Annotated in this window: 19 protein-coding genes and 1 pseudogene; 10 read left to right on the forward strand and 10 right to left on the reverse strand. The window is 66.7% G+C overall.

The window, feature by feature from the left end:
• The 7 genes and pseudogenes from HMPREF3115_RS32875 to mpl form a co-directional block, all read right to left on the reverse strand.
• Positions 1-124 (reverse strand): annotated as a pseudogene (locus HMPREF3115_RS32875) (EF-hand domain-containing protein); the annotation flags it as partial.
• Between the two features lie 93 nt (positions 125-217).
• On the reverse strand, positions 218-1,825 hold the full coding sequence (locus HMPREF3115_RS25770) for a S10 family peptidase (protein WP_070556657.1): 1,608 nt from the start codon (positions 1,823-1,825) through the stop codon (positions 218-220).
• A gap of 449 nt (positions 1,826-2,274) precedes the next feature.
• Entirely contained in the window at positions 2,275-3,012 is a 738-nt protein-coding gene (mtgA, locus tag HMPREF3115_RS25775; protein ID WP_070556659.1) for a monofunctional biosynthetic peptidoglycan transglycosylase, read from the reverse strand.
• Positions 3,013-3,028: 16 nt separating this feature from the next.
• Positions 3,029-3,895 (reverse strand): shikimate dehydrogenase, encoded by an 867-nt coding sequence (gene aroE, locus HMPREF3115_RS25780; RefSeq protein WP_006407606.1) that lies wholly within the window; start codon positions 3,893-3,895, stop codon positions 3,029-3,031.
• Complete coding sequence (locus HMPREF3115_RS25785; RefSeq protein ID WP_006400388.1) at positions 3,892-5,964, reverse strand: ribonuclease catalytic domain-containing protein; 2,073 nt, start codon at positions 5,962-5,964, stop codon at positions 3,892-3,894. The genes aroE and HMPREF3115_RS25785 overlap by 4 nt, the downstream gene beginning before the upstream one ends.
• An 81-nt stretch (positions 5,965-6,045) precedes the next feature.
• Positions 6,046-6,615 (reverse strand): YqiA/YcfP family alpha/beta fold hydrolase, encoded by a 570-nt coding sequence (locus HMPREF3115_RS25790; protein ID WP_053297655.1) that lies wholly within the window; start codon positions 6,613-6,615, stop codon positions 6,046-6,048.
• A complete protein-coding gene (gene mpl / locus HMPREF3115_RS25795; RefSeq protein WP_035948416.1) occupies positions 6,612-7,997 on the reverse strand; it encodes a UDP-N-acetylmuramate:L-alanyl-gamma-D-glutamyl-meso-diaminopimelate ligase in 1,386 nt (461 codons plus the stop codon). The genes HMPREF3115_RS25790 and mpl overlap by 4 nt, the downstream gene beginning before the upstream one ends.
• Before the next feature lie 248 nt (positions 7,998-8,245).
• Between mpl and HMPREF3115_RS25800 the strand changes: the two genes are divergently transcribed.
• The 10 genes from HMPREF3115_RS25800 (at position 8,246) to HMPREF3115_RS25845 (ending at position 16,562) form a co-directional block, all read left to right on the forward strand.
• The gene (locus tag HMPREF3115_RS25800; protein WP_070556661.1) at positions 8,246-8,890 is read left to right on the forward strand and encodes a UDP-N-acetylmuramate--alanine ligase; all 645 of its coding nucleotides are present in this window, start codon (positions 8,246-8,248) and stop codon (positions 8,888-8,890) included.
• A gap of 7 nt (positions 8,891-8,897) precedes the next feature.
• Positions 8,898-9,446, forward strand: coding sequence for a TlpA family protein disulfide reductase (locus tag HMPREF3115_RS25805; RefSeq protein ID WP_070556662.1), 549 nt, complete (start codon positions 8,898-8,900; stop codon positions 9,444-9,446).
• Between the two features lie 194 nt (positions 9,447-9,640).
• The gene (aroQ, locus tag HMPREF3115_RS25810; protein ID WP_006400394.1) at positions 9,641-10,093 is read left to right on the forward strand and encodes a type II 3-dehydroquinate dehydratase; all 453 of its coding nucleotides are present in this window, start codon (positions 9,641-9,643) and stop codon (positions 10,091-10,093) included.
• A 65-nt stretch (positions 10,094-10,158) separates the two neighbouring features.
• Complete coding sequence (gene accB / locus HMPREF3115_RS25815) at positions 10,159-10,641, forward strand: acetyl-CoA carboxylase biotin carboxyl carrier protein (RefSeq protein ID WP_070556663.1); 483 nt, start codon at positions 10,159-10,161, stop codon at positions 10,639-10,641.
• 84 nt (positions 10,642-10,725) lie between these two features.
• A complete protein-coding gene (gene accC / locus HMPREF3115_RS25820) occupies positions 10,726-12,093 on the forward strand; it encodes an acetyl-CoA carboxylase biotin carboxylase subunit (RefSeq protein ID WP_006407612.1) in 1,368 nt (455 codons plus the stop codon).
• Between the two features lie 2 nt (positions 12,094-12,095).
• A complete protein-coding gene (prmA, locus tag HMPREF3115_RS25825) occupies positions 12,096-12,998 on the forward strand; it encodes a 50S ribosomal protein L11 methyltransferase (RefSeq protein WP_006407613.1) in 903 nt (300 codons plus the stop codon).
• 45 nt (positions 12,999-13,043) lie between these two features.
• Complete coding sequence (locus HMPREF3115_RS25830) at positions 13,044-14,486, forward strand: zinc-ribbon and DUF3426 domain-containing protein (RefSeq protein ID WP_070556664.1); 1,443 nt, start codon at positions 13,044-13,046, stop codon at positions 14,484-14,486.
• Positions 14,487-14,559: 73 nt separating this feature from the next.
• Positions 14,560-15,063 (forward strand): thiol peroxidase, encoded by a 504-nt coding sequence (gene tpx, locus HMPREF3115_RS25835; protein WP_006400399.1) that lies wholly within the window; start codon positions 14,560-14,562, stop codon positions 15,061-15,063.
• A 67-nt stretch (positions 15,064-15,130) separates the two neighbouring features.
• On the forward strand, positions 15,131-16,069 hold the full coding sequence (locus tag HMPREF3115_RS25840; RefSeq protein ID WP_006400400.1) for a carbohydrate kinase family protein: 939 nt from the start codon (positions 15,131-15,133) through the stop codon (positions 16,067-16,069).
• Between the two features lie 19 nt (positions 16,070-16,088).
• Entirely contained in the window at positions 16,089-16,562 is a 474-nt protein-coding gene (locus tag HMPREF3115_RS25845; RefSeq protein WP_006400401.1) for an outer membrane lipoprotein, read from the forward strand.
• 214 nt (positions 16,563-16,776) lie between these two features.
• On the opposite strand, the gene HMPREF3115_RS25850 is transcribed toward HMPREF3115_RS25845, so the two are convergent.
• From HMPREF3115_RS25850 to HMPREF3115_RS25855, 3 genes are all read right to left on the reverse strand, one after another.
• The gene (locus tag HMPREF3115_RS25850) at positions 16,777-17,391 is read right to left on the reverse strand and encodes a histone H1-like DNA-binding protein (RefSeq protein ID WP_053297657.1); all 615 of its coding nucleotides are present in this window, start codon (positions 17,389-17,391) and stop codon (positions 16,777-16,779) included.
• A gap of 28 nt (positions 17,392-17,419) precedes the next feature.
• Positions 17,420-17,746, reverse strand: coding sequence for a hypothetical protein (locus HMPREF3115_RS30335; RefSeq protein ID WP_080559141.1), 327 nt, complete (start codon positions 17,744-17,746; stop codon positions 17,420-17,422).
• Positions 17,747-17,828: 82 nt separating this feature from the next.
• Positions 17,829-19,040: a ribonucleotide-diphosphate reductase subunit beta gene (locus HMPREF3115_RS25855; protein ID WP_035489625.1), complete on the reverse strand. Its 1,212-nt coding sequence runs from the start codon at positions 19,038-19,040 to the stop codon at positions 17,829-17,831.
• Positions 19,041-19,541: the final 501 nt, after the last annotated feature.

Consider the following 19,541-nt stretch of genomic DNA (forward strand, 5'->3'; position numbering starts at 1 on the left):
CGAGCTGCGCCTGCCGTGCGCGGGCGGGTGCGGCCGCGTCGCTCGCCTGCGCGAACGCGGCCGCGGACAGCGCGACGCCTGCTGCTGCGAGCGCCGCGGCGATGACGATGAGACGTTTTTGCATGTCAGGCTCCAGTCTGGAATGAGGTCGTCGAGGCCGGCCGCATGGCGCGTGCGGACGCGATTCGTCGGACGCGCGCACCGGCCGCGTGTCGCGTCAGCGCGCGGCCGTGCGGTAGAAGGCCGCCAGATCCGCCTTCTCCTGCGGACGCGACGTATCGTCGAGATAGACCATGTGTCCGCCCTGATAGTCCCTGATCGTCAGGTTCGGTTGCGTGCCGAGCCGCGCGAGGTCGAGCTCGGTCTGGTAGAACGGCGTCGCGATGTCGTGATAGCCGTTCAGCGACAGCACCTTCAACGCCGGATTCAGCGTCAGCGCCGCCGCGAGGTCGGGAATCGTGTCCGGCATCGCAAGGCCGTCGTGGCTCCAGTCCCACGTATTGATCGCGTTGCTGCTGACAGCATAGGCGGTCTTCGCCGTGTACTTCAGCTCGTTCGGCAGATAGCTTGCGATCGTGTCGGTGAACGGCTTCGTGATGTAGGTGCTGGACGGATCGCCGTCGGCGGCGAGCGCGCTCGATATCGGTACGTTCACGCGCGCGTCGTAGCGGCCGATCAGCGTGCCGGGAAGCAGCGACAGCTGGAAGCTGTTGTCGAAGAAGGTCGGCACGACGTTGAAGTCGGCGTTCCACAGCGACGCTTTCACGCCGGTCGCGTTCGTCATCGTCGTCACGAGGCTCGGCGACGGCGGCGTATGGTTCGCGAGATACGCGTTCACGGCGGGCGCGTAGCTGCCGGCCGTCAGCAGGCGCATCTGGTCCGCATACGGCGGCAGGCTCGGCGGATTCGGATTGTCGAGCTGGTAGTACGCGCCGACCGTCCCGTACGACGGCACGAAGCCCGCGCAACTCACCGCGCTCGCGCCGTTGTTCGAGTTGCCGACGTAATCGCTCGCCATGTCGCAGTTCGTGTTGTAGTCGAGGATCGACGACTGCAGCACGATTCCGTCGAGCTTGACGCCAGCCGTCTCCAGCAGGTTCGCGAGCACGTCGGTGCGCGGCGTGCCGTACGATTCGCCGAACAGGTATTTCGGCGAATCGTTGCGCTGGTTCACGTTCAGGTAGCGCGTCACGAAATCGCGAAAGGCGCCGGCGTCCTGGTCGACGCCCCAGAACGTCTGGTTCGTGTTCGGCGCGATCGCCTCGGAATAGCCGGTGCCGATCGCGTCGACGAACACGAGATCGGTCGTGTCGAGCAGGCTCTCCGCGTTGTCGACGAACGGAAACGTCGACGTGTTCGCGTTCGGGTCGCCGGTCTGGATCCGCTTCGGGCCGAACGAGCCGAGATGCAGCCATACCGATGCGGAGCCCGGGCCGCCGTTGTACAGGAACGTGACCGGCCGTTTCGCGGCGGGCTGGTTGTCGGCCGTGTAGGCGACATAGAAGAACGACGCCTCGGGTGCGCCGCTGCGCGGATCGCGCGCGACGAGATGGCCGGCCGTGGCCGTGTAGCGGATCGTCTGGCCGTTCAGCGTGATCTGATGATGCGTGACGGCGGCCTGCTCGACCGCGGCGGACGCATCGAGCGACGCGTTCGCATTCGACGAATAGCTGTTCGGATCGGCGTAGGGCTTGTCCGCCTGCGCGGCGGACTGCGCTGAATCGCCGGCGCTGGCAACGGACGACGTGACGTCGTCGTTGCAGGCCGTCAGGATCAGCGAAGAAAACACGACTCCCCACCACAGCTTCGCTTGGCTTGCTGGCATCGTTGCCTTCCCTCTCTCGATGTTGTTATGTCGAGCAGCCGGTCGGGCCGCCCCCCCACCTCATGCGCGCGGCGGGTAAGCCGCGGTGCCGGCCAATATACGCGAGCGTGTCAGCATTGAAAAATTTTGAAATATTCGCGCGAGCGGCCGTTGCGGCGCACACCTTACAGACACGCTTCGAATGCCGAAACGTCTGTTTTCGTCCCGCTTTCAGCGGCGCGTGCGCGCGTCGCCGGAGCGGCGAAATCGCGTGCATCGCGTCCGGTACGCGACGATGTACGCGCATGAAGACCCGCATTGCTCAGCAACGCGAAATAGACGGTTTAATCTAGAGAAAGCGGCGTGGAACGAACCGCGTGCGCGGTCGCTGCGGCGCACAAACGAGGCATGAAGGGACGGCGAGCAATACGAGCGGCATGCGGCGACGGCGCCGTCACGGCAAACGTCTGCTACTCCGATTGCGGCAGTTCGGCCGCGCCCATCCGGCGCGCGATGATCGCCGCGCGCTGCGCCTGATACGCGGAGCCGCGGTGCGCGTCGAACCAGCGCGGCTTCGGCAGCATGACCGCGAGGCGCGCGGACTGCCACGCACCGAGGCGGCTCGCCGGGATCCGGTAGTAATAGCGCGCGGCGGCCTCCGCGCCGTACACGCCGCGCCCCCATTCGACCGAGTTCAGATAGATCTCGAAGATCCGCTCCTTGTCGAGCAGCGTTTCGAGCATCCACGTGATGATCAACTCCTGCCCCTTACGGATATAGCTCTTCTCGCGCGACAGGAACAGGTTGCGCGCGAGCTGCTGCGTGATCGTCGAGCCGCCGGCGACAATCCGGCCGCGCGCCTTGTTCTTCTCCCACGCCTGCAGAATCGCGTCGACGTCGTAGCCGTTGTTGGTCGCGAAGGTGGCATCCTCGGACGCGATGATCGCGCGCTTCAGGTTGCGCGAGATCTTGTCGTACGGCACCCACTGATGCTGGATCTGCGCGGGCGGCGTGTCGTGCGACAGCCACCACGCGTCGGTACGCATGAACGCGGTCGAACCGGGATTCACGAACGACCACAGTGCGATCTGCACGAAGTAGAACAGTTGCGTCGCGAGCCATGCGGCCGCGAACACCGCGCCCACGTAAACGATCCAGCGCGTCGGGCTGGTCACGCGCGTGCGTTGCGTACCGGTCACCGCTACCACGTGCCGCTCGCGCCGTTCAGTTCGCCGCGAGCGCGCGGCGCAGCGCGGCCAGCACCGGCGCGCCGTCCGGGCGCACGCCGCGCCACACGAAGAACGATTCGGCGGCCTGCTCGACGAGCATGCCGAGCCCATCCGCCGTGCGCGCACCGAGCGACGCCGCGTGCTGCATGAACACGGTCGGCTGCGCGCCGTACATCATGTCGTACGCGAGCGTGCCCGCACCGAACGCGGCCGCGTCGCACTCGGGCAGCGCCGCGTCGAGGCTGCCGGCCGTCGCGTTGACGATCACGTCGTACGGCTGCGCGCGTACTTCGCCGGGCCCACCGCCCGCGAGCGTGCAGCCCGCGTCGTGCGCGGCCTGCATGAACTGGCTGACCAGCGCTTCGGCCTTGCTCGCCGTGCGGTTCACGATCGTGATCGACAGCGGCGCACGGTCGAGCATCGGCAGCACCACGCCGCGCGCCGCGCCGCCCGCGCCGAGCAGCAGGATGCGCGCGCCCGCGAGCGACACGCCGAGGTTCGACTCGATGTCGCGCACGAGGCCGACGCCGTCCGTGTTGTCGCCGTAGATGCGGCCGTCTGCGTCGAAGCGCAGCGTATTGACCGCGCCGGCCGCCGCCGCACGCGGCGACAGCGTGTCGGCGAGCGCATGCGCGTCGAGCTTGAACGGCACCGTCACGTTCGCGCCGCACCCGCCTTCGGCGATGAAGGCGCGCACGGCCGCCTCGAAGCCGTCGACCGGCGCGAGCCGGTGCGTATAGTCGATCGCCTCGCCCGTCTGCGCGGCGAACTGCGCGTGGATGAACGGCGACTTGCTGTGCGCCACCGGATTGCCGAATACCACGTAGCGGTCGGCACCGCGCGTCGGGGCGGTCGCGCTCACGATGCGCGCTCCTGCTGCGACGCGCCAGCGTCGGCATCGGCGCCCGGCGCTGCGTCGTCCGATTCGGCCAGCGCTTCGGCCTCGGTCTGCGCGGACGCTTCCTGCGCGTCGAGCAGCGTGTCGTCGCCGGCTTCGTCGTCTTCGTCGGCCGCGTCGCCGCTCGTGACGACCGGCGCGTCGAGCACGTGCAGCAGCCGCACCGACGCCTCGATCGTCAGCTCGTCGAGCGCCATTACCTCGAGCAGCACGCGCGTGCCGCGCGCATGGACGCCGAGTGCCGGCACGTGCAGCAGCAGCGGGATTTCCTCGAGGCGCACGAGGTCGCCCTTCACGACGGTCGCGACGACCTGCTTCTTCTGCTCCTGCGCGAGCCAGCGCAGGCACCAGAAATACTCCATCCGCCGTTGATGATCCGCGTAGGCCGTGTAGGTATCGTCGAATCCCTGTACGACCGCGTACAGATCGGCGTCCTTCGGCTTGAACGGCGCGGCCAGCTTCGCGGTCACGCCGTGCTGCACGCAGGCGAGCAGCTGCCACTGGTTGACGAGGTCGACGTAGCGGCGCAGCGGCGACGTGCTCCATGCATACTGCGCGACGCCGAGCCCTTCGTGCGGCGCGGCCGTCGTCTGCATCCGCGTGCGCTTCGGACCCGGCGCGCCGAAGCCGCGCTGCGTCCGGTAGATGCCCGGCACCGTGTGGTCGTGCAGGAACGCGCCCCAGGTCGAATTCGCGAGGATCGCGAGCTCCGACACGATCAGGTCGAGCGGCGAGCCGCGGCGGCGCGGCGTGATCGTCACGTGCTCGCCTTCGACGTAGAAGTTGTAGTCGGTATTGCGCTGTACTTCGCGCTTCAGCCCGTAACCCGCGCGCGCGACCTGGCGTTTCTCGAACAGCGCCTGCGCGAGCGGCCACAGCACCGCGATGTCGTCCTTGTGCGGATAGTCGCCGGTGCCGGCCGCGAGCGATTCTTCGGTCACGAGTTCGTCGAGCGTGTTGTGGCGCAGATTGCTCTTCACGAACACGAGCTCGGCGCGCGTCTCGCTCGCGACGATGTCCTGCGTCTCGCGATTGACGATGATGTAGAGCGACAGCGCCGGGCGATAGTCGCCCTCTTTCAGCGTGAAGACGTCGACGACGTCGTCCGGCAGCATCGTGATCTTGTCGCCCGGCATATAGACGGTCGACAGGCGCGCCCGCGCGATCGCGTCGACCGCGTCGCCGCGCACGATGCCGAGCGCCGGCGCCGCGATGTGCACGCCGACCCGCACGCGGCCGTCGGACAGATGCTCGACCGAGAACGCGTCGTCGATTTCGGTCGTCGTGATGTCGTCGATCGAGAACGCCTGCACGTCCGCGCGCGGCAGGTCGTCGGGCAGGCTGCCGACGGTGACGGGCGGAAAGCCGGTGCCGTGCGGGAAGAATTCCGCGAGAAAGCGCGCTTCGTGCAGCGCCCGCGCCGACGCGATCCCGCCGCAATCGAGCATCAGCCGCGCGGGCGACACGCCGCGCGCGCCGGCCGCCGCCTCGAGCGCCTTGTATTCGATCGAGTTCTTGTCGGGGCGCGTGAGCAGGCCGAGCACCTTGCCGGCGAATGCGTCCGGCAGCTTGCCGGCCTTCAGCTCCTCTTCGTACTGGGCCTGAACGAGGGCCTGCTGGCGCTTGCGCTCGAGCGACGCGAGCGCCATCTTCAGCTGCTCTTCGGGCGCGCGCTGATACTGGCCGCGCCCCTTGCGGCGGAAGTAGACGGGCGCGCCGTGCAGCCGCAGCACCAGCGCCGCGCGTTCGACCGGGCCGTACGTCGCACCGAAGTACTCTTCGGCGAGCGCCGTATATGCGAATTCCTCGGCCGGCGCGCATTCCCACAGGAAATCCAGGTCGATCTGCTGCGCGGCCGCATCGGCCTCCTGCATCAGCTCGCTCGCGGCCGGCTTCTCGAATTCGATCAGCACGTCCTTCGCGCGCACTTTCGCGCGCCGCCCGCCGGGCAACTCGACCTGAAACGCGTCGCCCTGGCGCGACAGCACGCTGCCCGCCTTGAAACTGCCCGATTCCTCGAAGAAAACGTTCACTCAGTACTCTCGTTCAGACTGCCGGACGCCGCGCAGACGGCGCCGCATGATGTTGGGGAATTCGACCGGCTCACGGCCGGTTCATGTCGCTTTTTCGTCGCAAAACGCGAGAACGTCGTCGACATAGTCGGCAAATTCGCTGATGCCGTGATCGCTGCCCTCGATCACGCGCGTTTTCGCGCCGCGGTAGTGGGCGAGCATCTCGCGGTAGTCGAGCACTTCGTCGCCCGTCGCCGCGAACAGATAGTAGCGCTCGGGACGCGTGATCGCCGGCACGCGCAACGCGTCGAGCTCCTGCAGATGGCGGCGTTCGACGACGATCGTGCCACCGCCGTGATACAGCGGCTGTTCGCCGAGATACTGTTCGAGATCGCGCTGCGGCACGATCGCCGGGTTCAGCAGCACGGCCTTCCAGCCGTGCTTTTCCGCGAGCCACGTCGCGTAATAGCCGCCGAGCGAGCTGCCGATCACGGTCACGTCGCGCGCGCCTGCCATTTCGGCTTCGGCGAGCGCGATCGCGTCGAGCGGCGACACCGACAGCGACGGACAGCGCCATTCGTCCAGCCGCCCGAGCTCGGCCATCCGTGCGGCGAGCAGCCGCGACTTCTGCGACGCGGGCGACGACCGGAAACCGTGCAGATAGAGGATCACGCGCGGCTCCCGAGCGCGTCGAGCAGCTTCTGATGCACGCCGCCGAAGCCGCCGTTGCTCATCACGAGCACGTGGTCGCCGGGACGCGCCGCTTCCGCGACGGCCTTCACGAGCAGATGGAGATCGTCGAACGCGCGCGCCTTGTCGCCGAGCGGCGAAAGCGCGTCGCCGAGATTCCAGCCCAGCGCGTCGCGGCCGCTCGGCGCGCCGTAGCCGAACACGAGATCGGCATCGGCGAGGCTCGCCGGCAGCTGCGCCTTCATCACGCCGAGCTTCATCGTGTTCGAGCGTGGCTCGAGCACTGCGAGAATGCGGCTGTTTTGACGGCCGATGCGTGCGCGAAGCCCGGCGATCGTGGTTTCGATCGCGGTCGGATGGTGTGCGAAGTCGTCGTAGACGGTCACGCCGTCGACGCTGCCGCGCACCTCCATGCGGCGCTTCACGTTGCGAAACGACGCGAGCGACGCGGCGGCCTGGGCCGGCGGCACCCCGACGTGGCGCGCGGCGGCGATCGCCGCGAGCGCGTTCATGCGGTTGTGCTCGCCCTGCACCTGCCATGCGACTTCGCCGACACGCTCCGCGTGCGAATAGACCGCGAAGCGCTCGTCGACCGGCACGCCGTCCTCGGCCGGCAGCGCCTGCCAGCCGCCATCGACGCCGAAGCGCTCGACTTCGCTCCAGCAGCCGCGCGCGAGCACGCGCTCGAGCGCATCCGAGCGGCCGTTCGTGACGATCCGGCCGACGCCCGGCACGGTGCGCACGAGATGATGGAATTGCGTCTCGATCGCGGCGAGATCGGGGAAGATGTCGGCGTGATCGAATTCGAGATTGTTCAGCACCGCGGTGCGCGGCCGGTAGTGGACGAACTTGGAGCGCTTGTCGAAGAATGCGGTGTCGTATTCGTCGGCCTCGATCACGAAGAAGCTCGAATCGGTAAGCCGCGCCGACACGCCGAAGTTCAACGGCACGCCGCCGATCAGGAAACCGGGGGCGAGCCCGGCGTCCTCGAGCAGCCACGCGAGCATCGACGACGTCGTGGTCTTGCCGTGCGTGCCCGCGACCGCGAGCACCCACTTGCCGGCGAGCACGTGCTCGCCGAGCCATTGCGGGCCCGACACGTACGGCAGCCCGCGGTCGAGGATCGCCTCCATCAGCGGATTGCCGCGCGTGACGACGTTGCCGATCACGAAGAGATCCGGCTTCAGGTCGATCTGGTCGGCGCCGTAGCCCTCGATCAGCGTGATGCCCTGCGCCTCGAGCTGCGTGCTCATCGGCGGATAGACGCCCGCGTCGCAACCCGTCACCGTATGCCCCGCCGCGCGCGCGAGTACGGCGAGACCGCCCATGAAGGTGCCGCAGATGCCGAGAATGTGGATGTGCATAGATGAATGCTTTCGCGCCGCCGGGCGCCGTCGATTCGGAAAGGATGGTCTGCGTCGCGCCGCACGGGCCGCGTGGCCGGCCGCGCGCGTGCCGAGGCGACGCAAAGAGCGTCATTGTAACTGACGCCCCGTGCGCACCGCCGGCCGGCGCGCACGGCGCCGCACGGCGGCACACAGCGGTACGCGCCGCGCGGCGGGCGGCCGCAGCGCGGTCGGGCGCCGCGGCGATCGAGTATGATTGCCGGATCATGTCTCGCAAACCCCTTGTCGATCCGCGGCGCGTCCGCGAGGAAATCGCCCAGTCCGCCGCGCGCCTGATCGCGGAGGACGGTCTCGACTATGCCGGCGCCAAGCGCAAGGCCGCGCGCCAGTTGCTCGGCGACACGCGCGTGGCTGGCGAATGGCTGCCCGATAACGACCTGATCGAGGAAGAACTGCGCGAATACCTGGCGCTGTTCCAGAGCGATACGCAGCCGGACGAGCTGCGGCGCCTGCGCGAAATCGCGCTCGACTGGATGCGCCGGCTCGCCGAATTCAATCCGTACGTGACGGGCGCCGTGCTGAACGGCACCGCGAACGCACATTCGGACATTCATTTGCAGACCTTCACCGACAACCCGAAGGACGTCGCGATCTACCTGCTGAATCAGAACGTGCAGTACGACGTCTCCGAGACGCGGCATTTCGCGGGCCGCGGCGACGTCGAGACGCTGAGCTTCCTGTGGCGCCCGCGGCGCGACATGGACGCGATCGGCATCCACGTCGCGCTCTACGCGAGCGACGACCTGCGCGGCGCGGTCAAGGCCGACGCGCGCGGCCGTGTCGCGCGCGCGGACGCCGCCGCGCTGCGCGCGCTCGTCGGCGCGGGAACCGCGCCTTCCGAACCGAAATGATTGAACGATGATGATGAAACGCATGCTGGCGCTCGCGGTGGTCGCGGCCGCCGCCGTCGCCGGCGGGATCGCCGCCGGCCGCTGGTTCCACGGCAGCACCGACGACGGCGTCGCCGTCGCCGCGGCCGCGCAGGGCAATCCGGTCGAGCAGCTGTGGGCCGCATCGCTCACGGGCGTCGACGGCAAGCCCGCGACGCTGGCGGCCTTCAAGGGCCAGAAGGTCGTCGTGAATTTCTGGGCCTCGTGGTGCGGCCCGTGCGTCGAGGAGATGCCCGAACTCGTCGCGCTGTCGCATCAATATGGGCAGAAGGGCATCCGTTTCGTCGGGATCGGCGTCGATTCAGAGCAGAACGTGAAGAACTTCCTGCAGAGGGTGAAGGTCGACTACCCGGTGTTCGTCAGCGGCTATGCGGGCGCGGATCTGGCCCGTAATTTCGGGAACACGGCCGGCGCTCTGCCCTTTACGGTCGTCATCGACGCCACGGGCAAGATCCGCGAGACAAAATTGGGACAAATCCAACCTGCGGAGCTGAAAAAGACGCTCGACGCGTTGTGACGCGTCCGAATCGCGATGTGCAAGTTGACTGCGGTTCGCGCATCGATCGCGGCAGTTTCGCGCGAATTCGCCGACACTTTGCATTGACGCCGGTAATTATTACAGGGCCGGCGCGCGCGGCCATTCGGCAAAACTAGACAAATTTCTCTAAATAGCGCTAAAGTGCGCGCAATTCCGCAGAATTAGAAGCGACCATGACACGATTGCTGGTGCTGCACGGCCCTAACCTGAACCTTCTCGGCACCCGGGAACCGGAGGTGTACGGCCGCGTCACGCTGGCGCAGATCGATCAGGCGCTGGCCGCGCGTGCGCAGGAAGCGGGAGCCGAACTGTCGTCGTTCCAGAGCAACCACGAAGGCGCGCTCGTCGACCGCATCCAGGCCGCGCGGGAGGAACAGACCGATTTCATCCTGATCAACCCGGCGGCGTATACGCACACGAGCGTCGCGATCCGGGATGCGCTCGCCGGCGTCGGCATTCCGTTCGTCGAGGTACATCTGTCGAACGTGCATCGCCGCGAAGCGTTCAGGCACCACTCCTACTTTTCCGACCAGGCCGAAGGCGTGATCTGCGGGCTGGGCTGGAAAGGCTATCTGTACGCGCTCGAGTACGCGCTGGACAAGCTGCAAGGCGCGTCGCGCGGCTGATTCCGCGATCTGGATTCAGCGCCGGGCTCAACCGGCGCTTTCACGTATTGAAAGGGGAATTCCCGATGGATCTTCGTAAGCTGAAAACTCTGATCGACCTCGTCTCCGAATCGGGCATCTCCGAGCTCGAAGTGACGGAAGGCGAAGGCAAGGTGCGTATCGTCAAGAACGCGCCGCCGGTTTACGTGCAGCCGACGGGCGGGTTTGCCCCGCAGGTCAGCGTCGCCGCATCGGCCGCGCCGACGTCGGGCGAAGCGTCGGCCGCCGCGCCTGCAGCCGCCGCGGCAGCTGCACCGGCACCGGCCGCTCCGCAGGGTCACGTCGTGACCTCGCCGATGGTCGGCACGTTCTATCGTGCGCCGTCGCCGGGCGCGGACCCGTTCGTGCAGGTCGGCGACTCGGTCAAGGAAGGCCAGACGCTCTGCATCATCGAAGCGATGAAGCTGCTCAACGAGATCGAGTCGGACAAGGCCGGCGTGATCAAGGAAATCCTCGTCGAGAACGGCCAGGCCGTCGAATACGGCCAGCCGCTTTTCGTGATCGGCTAAGCCCGCCGCGCGGCCATCCGGCCGCGCGCCGCCGATGCTCTCCAGGCGCCGTTCGCGCGCCCCTCGAAGAGACGAATACTCGCTATGTTTGAAAAAATCCTCATTGCCAACCGCGGTGAAATCGCGCTGCGCATTCAGCGCGCGTGCCGCGAGCTGGGCGTCAAGACGGTGGTCGTCTACTCGGAAGCCGACAAGGAAGCCAAGTACGTGCGCCTCGCGGACGAGGCCGTCTGTATCGGCCCGGCCCCGTCGAACCTGAGCTACCTGAACATGCCGGCGCTGATCAGCGCCGCGGAAGTCACCGACGCCGAAGCGATCCACCCCGGCTACGGCTTCCTGTCCGAGAACGCCGACTTCGCCGAACGCGTCGAACAGTCGGGCTTCACGTTCATCGGCCCGCGTCCGGAAACGATCCGCCTGATGGGCGACAAGGTCACCGCGAAACAGACCATGATCAAGACCGGCGTGCCGTGCGTGCCGGGCTCGGAAGGCGCGTTGCCGGACGATCCGAAGGAGATCGTGAAGATTGCGCGCGCGATCGGCTATCCGGTGATCATCAAGGCCGCAGGCGGCGGCGGCGGTCGCGGGATGCGTGTCGTGCACACCGAAGCTGCGCTCGTCAACGCGGTGAACATGACCCGCGAGGAAGCCGGCCGTGCGTTCGGCAACCCGCAGGTCTACATGGAGAAGTTCCTCGAGAACCCGCGCCACATCGAGATCCAGGTGCTGTCGGACGCGCACAAGAACGCGATCTGGCTCGGCGAGCGCGACTGCTCGATGCAGCGCCGCCACCAGAAGGTGATCGAGGAAGCGCCGGCGCCCGGCATTCCGCGCCGTCTGATCGACCGCATCGGCGATCGCTGCGCGGACGCGTGCAAGAAGATGGGCTACCTCGGCGCCGGCACGTTCGAATTCCTGTACGAAAACGGCGAGTTCTACTTCATCGAAATGAACACGCGCGTGCAGGTCGAGCACCCGGTCTCGGAAATGATCACCGGCGTCGACATCGTGCAGGAGCAGATCCGCATCGCGGCCGGCGAGAAGCTGACGCTGCGCCAGCGCGACATCCAGTTCCGCGGCCACGCGATCGAATGCCGGATCAACGCCGAAGATCCGTTCAAGTTCACGCCGTCGCCGGGCCGGATCACGTCGTGGCATACGCCGGGCGGCCCCGGCGTGCGCGTCGATTCGCACGCCTACAATGGCTATTTCGTGCCGCCGAACTACGATTCGATGATCGGCAAGCTGATCACCTACGGCGCGACGCGCGAGCAGGCGATCCGCCGCATGCGCATCGCGCTGTCGGAGATGGTCGTCGAAGGCATCCAGACGAACATCCCGCTGCATCGCGAACTGATGATCGACTCGAAGTTCGTCGAAGGCGGCACGAGCATCCACTACCTCGAAAACCGGCTCGCGCAGAAGCAGGCCGTCGCACCGGAAGAAGCGTAAGCATGAGCTATCGCGAACTCGTCGTCGAACTGGCCCGCGAGCACGCGGAGGCGCTGTCCGACGCGCTGCTCGAACTCGGCGCGCTGTCGGTATCGGTCGAAGATGCCGATGCCGACACGCCCGACGAACAGCCGCTCTTCGGCGAGCCGGGCCTCGTGCCGGAGCGCACCGCGTGGCAGCACTCGCGCGTGATCGCGCTGCTGTCGCCCGACCACGAGCCGGCCGTGCTGCTCGCGGCCGCCGCGAACGAGATCGGCCTCGATGCCACGCCGACGTTCGACGTGCGCGAAGTCGAGGAACAGGACTGGGTGCGGCTCACGCAGTCGCAGTTCGAGCCGATCCCGATCGGCGAACGGATCTGGGTCGTGCCGTCGTGGCACGACGCCCCCGATCCCGACGCGCTCGTGCTCGAGCTCGATCCGGGCCTCGCGTTCGGCACGGGCAGTCACCCGACCACGCGCCTGTGCATGGAATGGCTCGAGCAGTCGGTGCAGCCGGGCCAGTCGGTGCTCGATTATGGCTGCGGCTCGGGCATCCTCGCGATCCTCGCGAAGAAATGCGGGGCGAACCCCGTCGTCGGCATCGACATCGATCCGCAAGCCGTCGAATCGGCGCGTCAGAACAGCGAACGCAACCGCGCGGAAGTCACGTACGGGCTGCCGGACGCGTGCCCGGCCGGCGAGTTCGACATCGTCGTCGCGAACATCCTGTCGAATCCGCTGAAGCTGATGGCGTCGATGCTCGCTTCGAAAGTGAAACCGGGCGGGCGCATCGCGCTGTCGGGCGTGCTCGCGCGTCAGGCCGACGAAGTCGCGGCCGTGTATGCGCGTTACGTCGACATCTCGGTCTGGCGCGAACACGAAGGTTGGGTCTGCCTCGCCGGAACGCGGCGGGAAAGCCATTAGAATAGCGCTGTCCTTCACTCTGGCCAGCAGGCCGCCCGGCTCGACATGTTTCTTGCGACGCGCTGCCCTCATTGCGAAACCGTCTTCCGGCTGCAGCCGGAACAGCTGTCGCTGCATCAAGGGCTCGTGCGTTGCGGACACTGCCGGCAAGTCTTCAATGCCGCGCAATCGCTCGTGCCCGAGCACGCGCAGCCGCCCGCATCGCCCGCCTCCGAGCCGACGTCGCCCGAGCTGAAGCCGAGCGACGCCGAGCGGCCGACGAACCTTCGCGATATCGACGATGCCGGCAATGCCGCGCATGCAGACGCACCGCCGCGGCTGTTCGCCGATGCGCCGCGCGACGTGCCGCCAAGCGCCGACTACAAGCCCGAAGGCTGGGACATGTGGGCGCCGTGGCTCGACGGCAGCATCGATCCGGCGTTGCAGCACAACGGGAAAACGGTCCGGATCGAACCGCTGGTGCCGGTCGCGCTGCCGTCGATCGAGGCGGGCGTCGTTCGTCTGACAGGCACGCCCGAGCGGACGCCGCACGCGCGTGAATCCGGCGCTGCGTCGCGTGCCGGCGATGCGCACGACCCGCTCTCGGCTTCCTCTACTTCGCCGCACGAAACGGACGCTGCGTTGCCGCCAATTGCGGCATCCGCTGCATCGACCGAAACCGACGCAACGCTGCCGCCGCTCACTGCATCCGCCGACGCCCCCGCGGCGGTGCCGCCCTTCCCGCCCTCTGCCGACACCGACGCACGCGAACCGCGCTTCATCGCGCCCGTGCCGACCGACGCCGGCAACGACGCCGACGAACCGCCCCGCCCGCCGCACTTCGCCGTGCCGGACGATATCGACGCACCGCGCGAGCCGCGTTTCGCAGCCGCAACGGCACCGGCGACAGCGGCCTTCGCTACCGCCAATACGCGCGCACCGGCCGACGAACCGTTCGCCGCGGTGCCGTCCGACGACGATCATCCGCCGTTCGCGGTCACACGCGAAGCGCGCGAGCCGCAGCGTCGCGGGGTGCTCGGCGGCTTCGTGGGCGGGCTCGTCGCAGCCGCGCTCGCGGTGCTGCTCGTCGCGCAGCTCGCGTGGTGGCAGCGCGAACCGCTGATGATTCATTGGCCGGCGGCGCAAGGCTGGTTCCGCCAACTGTGCGCGCCGCTCGGCTGCACGGTCGCGCCGCCGCGCGCGATCGACGGGCTGCGGCTCGATGCAACCGATCTGCGCCAGCTCGACGGCCCGCGCGTGCTCGAACTGAAAGCGCCGCTGACGAACCGCTACCGTGTCGCGCTCGCCTATCCGTCGCTCGAGCTGACGCTGCTCGACGACAGCAATCGCGTCACCGTGCGCCGCGTGCTCGCGCCGCGCGAGTACGTGCGCCCCGGTACGCCGATCGACGCCGGGCTGCCGCCCGGCACGACGCAGACGATGATCGTCCGCCTCGACACGAACGGCGCACCCGCATCGAATTTCCGCGTCCAGATCTTCTATCCGTGACGCACCGCGGCGCGCGCACGCGCGCCCGTCTCAACCCGCGCGCCCGAGCGGCGCGCTATTTCGGAGCACGAACATGAGCAAAGTTACGCTGGGTGGCAACCCGATCGATCTCGCCGGCACGTTCCCGACCGTCGGTTCGCAGGCCCCCGACTTCAAGCTGGTCGGCAAGGACCTCGCCGATCTGACGCTCGCCAGCTTCGCCGGCAAGCGCAAGGTGCTGAACATCGTGCCGAGCCTCGACACGCCGACCTGCGCGACGTCGACCCGCAAGTTCAACGAAGCCGCGTCGTCGCTGGACAACACGGTCGTGATCGTCGTGTCGGCCGACCTGCCGTTCGCGGCATCGCGCTTCTGCACGACCGAAGGCCTCGAGAACGTCGTGACGGCGTCGACGTTCCGCACCGGCCGCGCATTCGCGAACGCATACGGCGTCGACGTGACGAGCGGCCCGCTGAACGGCCTGACGGCGCGCGCGGTTGTCGTGCTCGACGCGCAGGACAAGGTGATCCACGCGCAACTCGTCAGCGAGATCAAGGACGAGCCGAACTACGACGCAGCGCTCGCCGCACTGAAGTAATCCGCCGCCGCCCGGCCCGCGCCGGCCGGGCGGCCGCCTCCCTTTGCTCTCTACAGGAACGCACGCCTTGACTACGCTGATTTGCGGCTCGCTCGCCTACGACAACATCATGACTTTCGAGGGCCGGTTTCGCGAGCACATCCTGCCCGACCAGGTTCACCTGCTGAACGTGAGCTTCCTCGTGCCGACGATGCGACGCGAATTCGGCGGCTGCGCGGGCAATATCGCCTACGCGCTGCACATGCTCGGCGGCGACGCGCGCATCATGGCGACGGTCGGCGCGAACGATGCCGATCGCTATCTCGAGCGGCTCGACAGCCTCGGCCTGTCGAAGGCGAACGTGCGCGTGGTGCCCGATGCGCATACCGCGCAGGCGATGATCACGACCGATCTCGACAACAACCAGATCACGGCTTTCCACCCGGGCGCGATGATGCTGTCGCACCTGAACCGCGCGGACGAAGTGCCGGGCGTGAAGCTCGGCATCGTCGCACCGGACGGCTTCGACGGGATGGTCCAGCACGCCGAGCAGTTCGCGAAGGCCGGGATCCCGTTCATCTTCGATCCGGGCCAGGGCCTGCCGCTGTTCGACGGCGCGACGCTGCGCCGCATCATTGAACTCGCGACGTTCGTCGCAGTCAACGACTACGAAGGCAAGCTTGTCAGCGACAAGACGGGCTGGTCCGAACAGGAAATCGCCAGCCGGGTTCAGGCGTTGATCATCACGCGCGGCGAGCACGGCTCTACCATTCTTCACAAAAACGGCGAAGAACAGATTCCCGTCGTGCGCGCGGAGCGCGTCGTCGACCCGACCGGCTGCGGCGATGCCTTCCGGGGCGGGCTTCTCTACGGGATCGAAAACGGCCTCGACTGGGCAACCACGGGCCGCCTCGCAAGCCTGATGGGCTCGCTGAAGATCGCTTACCAGGGGCCCCAGACTTACGCATTGACGCGCGCCGAAATCGACGCGCGCTTCGAGGCTGCGTTCGGTTACAGTCTCAAATGAATATTGTTGGAGAGCAAAGATGCTGACGAAAAAAACCCTCACGCTCGCGGCCATGGTCACCGCCACGGTGACGCTCGCCGGCTGCTTCACGCCGCCCGGCTCGGCGGACGTCTATAGCGTCGGCCAGGCGCAGCGCGAACAGACGGTCCGCATGGGCACCGTCGAAAGCGTTCGCGCGGTGCGCATCCAGTCCGACGGCGGCGGCAGCGCGATCGGCACGCTCGGCGGCGGCGCGCTCGGCGCCGTGGCCGGCAGCGCGATCGGCGGCGGCCGGGGGTCGATCCTGACGGCCATCGCAGGCGGCCTCGCGGGCGCGGTCGCGGGCAATGCGATCGGCGAAAACATGAGCACCGCGAACGGCGTCGAAATCACGGTGCGCCTCGACAACGGCGATCTGCGCTCGATCACGCAGGCCGCGACCGGCGAAGTGTTCCGTGCCGGCGAACGCGTGCGTCTGTTGTCGAGCGGCGGCGTCACGCGCGTCACGCACTAACGAGTACCTCAGCGCGCGGCGCGAGCCGCGGTCGAACGCATGTGCGAGGCTGCACATACGTTTTTTTTCGTCCGTACGCGACGGGCGCCGCACACGGATGAAAACGCGGACGAAAAAAATCCCGCCACCTGAACCAGATGGCGGGACCGATTGAGTAGCGCTACTCAACCCACGGACACGACAGAGGTGTCCGGGTGGTGCTCGTCAACCGCGATTACGGACGGCTGCCGGTCGGGAACGGCCATGCCGCTGCCGGGTTGAGCGCCGTCTTCACGCCCGATGCCGGTGCGACCGATGCCGTCGATGCCGTCGTTGCCGGTGCGGCCTTCTTCACCACAGCCTTCTTCGGCGCAGCAGCCTTCTTCGCCGGCGCGGCCTTCTTCGCGGGCGCAGCCTTCTTCGCTGCAGCCTTCTTCGCCGGTGCCGCCTTCTTGGCAGCAGCCTTCTTCGCCGGTGCGGCCTTCTTCGCCGCTACCTTCTTCGTCGCGACCTTCTTGGCTGCAACCTTCTTCGCTGCGGCCTTCTTCGCCGGTGCCGCCTTCTTCGCGGCGACCTTCTTCGTCGCGACCTTCTTGGCTGCAACCTTCTTCGTTGCGACCTTCTTCGCAGCGGTCTTCTTCGCCGGTGCTGCCTTCTTCGCTGCAACCTTCTTGGCAGCGGCCTTCTTCGCCGGCGCTGCCTTCTTCGCGGCAACCTTCTTCACCGCGACCTTCTTGGCTGCAACCTTCTTCACTGCAGCGGCCTTCTTCGCCGGTGCTGCAGCCTTCTTCGCAACGGTCTTCTTCGCAGCAGCCTTCTTGGCAGCCGGTTTCTTCTTGGCAGTAGCCATGTTGTTCTCCTTCAGGTTCAGATGAGAGTCAGTTCAAACTACACCCTTCGTCAAAACCCGCTTCCCGCGGACGCTGTTCAGCACGTGCGCTTCGAAGCGGGCTATTCATCGGCGTACGCGGATACCGCACGCTTACGCTAATGAATACGGTATGGCGCGCGAAGCCACCCGGCTTCGCGCGCCAAATCAAGTCGGCAGCCGGCACACGTCGCGCCGCTGCCCCTAATCGCTTGATCAAGCGAACGACCACACGGCCGTCCGCTTTTTCCGGAGGGAAGTTTGCCCATCCCACTGAAGGGTTCGCAAAGTGCCTGTCGTGTCGTTGGGCCTTTAAGGCACCGGGCATGCTTTGCATCAGGCGTTCTTGCTCCTAAACCTTGGGCCGGCGCCGAGAGGCCGCCGGCTGCTCCATCATGTGACGGGTTCGCTGCTGCGGGTTACTCCCAGGACAGCGCGCCTCCCGTCTGATACTCGATCACACGCGTCTCGAAGAAGTTGCGTTCCTTCTTCAGGTCGATCATCTCGCTCATCCACGGGAACGGGTTTTCCTCGTTCGGGAACAGCGGATCGAGGCCGATCTGCTGGCAACGACGGTTGCAGATGAAGCGCAGATAGCTCTTGAACATCGACGCGTTCAGGCCCAGCACGCCGCGCGGCATCGTGTCCTCGGCGTAACGGTATTCGAGTTCGACAGCCTGCTTGAACAGCTCGCGGATCTCCGCACGGAACTCGGCCGTCCACAGGTGCGGGTTTTCGAGCTTGATCTGGTTGATCAGATCGATGCCGAAATTGCAGTGCATCGACTCGTCGCGCAGGATGTACTGATATTGCTCCGCAGCACCCGTCATCTTGTTCTGGCGGCCGAGCGCGAGGATCTGCGTGAACCCGACATAGAAGAACAGGCCTTCCATGATGCAGGCGAACACGATCAGCGACTTCAGCAGCTTCTGATCCGCTTCGAGCGTGCCGGTCTTGAAGGCCGGGTCCGTCAGCGTATGGATGAACGGGATCAGGAATTCGTCTTTCGCGCGGATCGACGGGACTTCGTGGTACGCGTTGAAGATCTCGCCTTCGTCGAGCCCGAGCGACTCGACGATGTATTGATACGCGTGCGTGTGGATCGCCTCTTCGAATGCCTGGCGCAGCAGGAACTGGCGGCACTCCGGTGCGGTGATGTGGCGGTACGTGCCGAGCACGATGTTGTTCGCGGCGAGCGAGTCGGCCGTGACGAAGAAGCCGAGGTTGCGCTTGACGATGCGGCGCTCGTCTTCGGTCAGTCCGTTCGGATCCTTCCACAGCGCGATGTCGCGGGACATGTTGATTTCCTGCGGCATCCAGTGGTTCGCGCAACCGGCCAGATACTTCTCCCACGCCCACTTGTACTTGAACGGCACCAGCTGATTGACGTCAGTCTGGCCGTTGATGATGCGCTTGTCGGCGACATTGACCCGCGCTTCGGAACCGCCGGCGGGAACAGCCGATGCTTGCGGCGGCACCGCAAGATCGCCTTCGAAAATGTCACGGACCTGATGGGCGGCAGGCGACGCAGCCTGCATTCCGACAGCCGTCCCCGCGGAGGTGCGCATCGCGTTTTGCTGCGCTCCGCTCGCGGGAGTTACGGCGGTCATCTCGTCATCCCAGTTGAGCATAAATTCTCACCATCAATTTAGAACGGTTTGTACCATCTTTTCCTGAGCGATAAAAGGGTTCGCTCACGAAAAATCCTTTTTTCGATTCGCGTTGCGACCTCGATACAACACTTTGAGCAACGCATCGTCGGTCATGCAGTGCGCGACCTGTGTCGCACATCGTTTGCGAGGTGCGCTCGACGCATCGAACGCTGATCGAAACGTGACGTCGTCGGGGATGTCTCGATCGTTCGTCGTTGCCTGCAACGCAGATGTCGCGTTACAGATTCCTTATCATTTTTTTAGTAGAGAGCGGCGCGCACTTCAACCTGGATCGCTCGTCGCGCGCGCCGCCCGCAGTCTCTTCGACTCAGGCGTGCAGCGTTACTGGCACGCTTCGCATTCGTCGAAGCCGGGGTCGCCAGGACGCATCGTGCACACCGGACCTTCCGCCTCGACCGGCGCGAGCGCCGCTGCATCGAGCGCGCCCGACGACACATCGCCGCCCGCCGCACCGAAGCC

This window comes from Burkholderia sp. HMSC10F09 (genome assembly GCF_001806955.1).
In the GTDB taxonomy this organism is placed as follows: domain Bacteria; phylum Pseudomonadota; class Gammaproteobacteria; order Burkholderiales; family Burkholderiaceae; genus Burkholderia; species Burkholderia multivorans.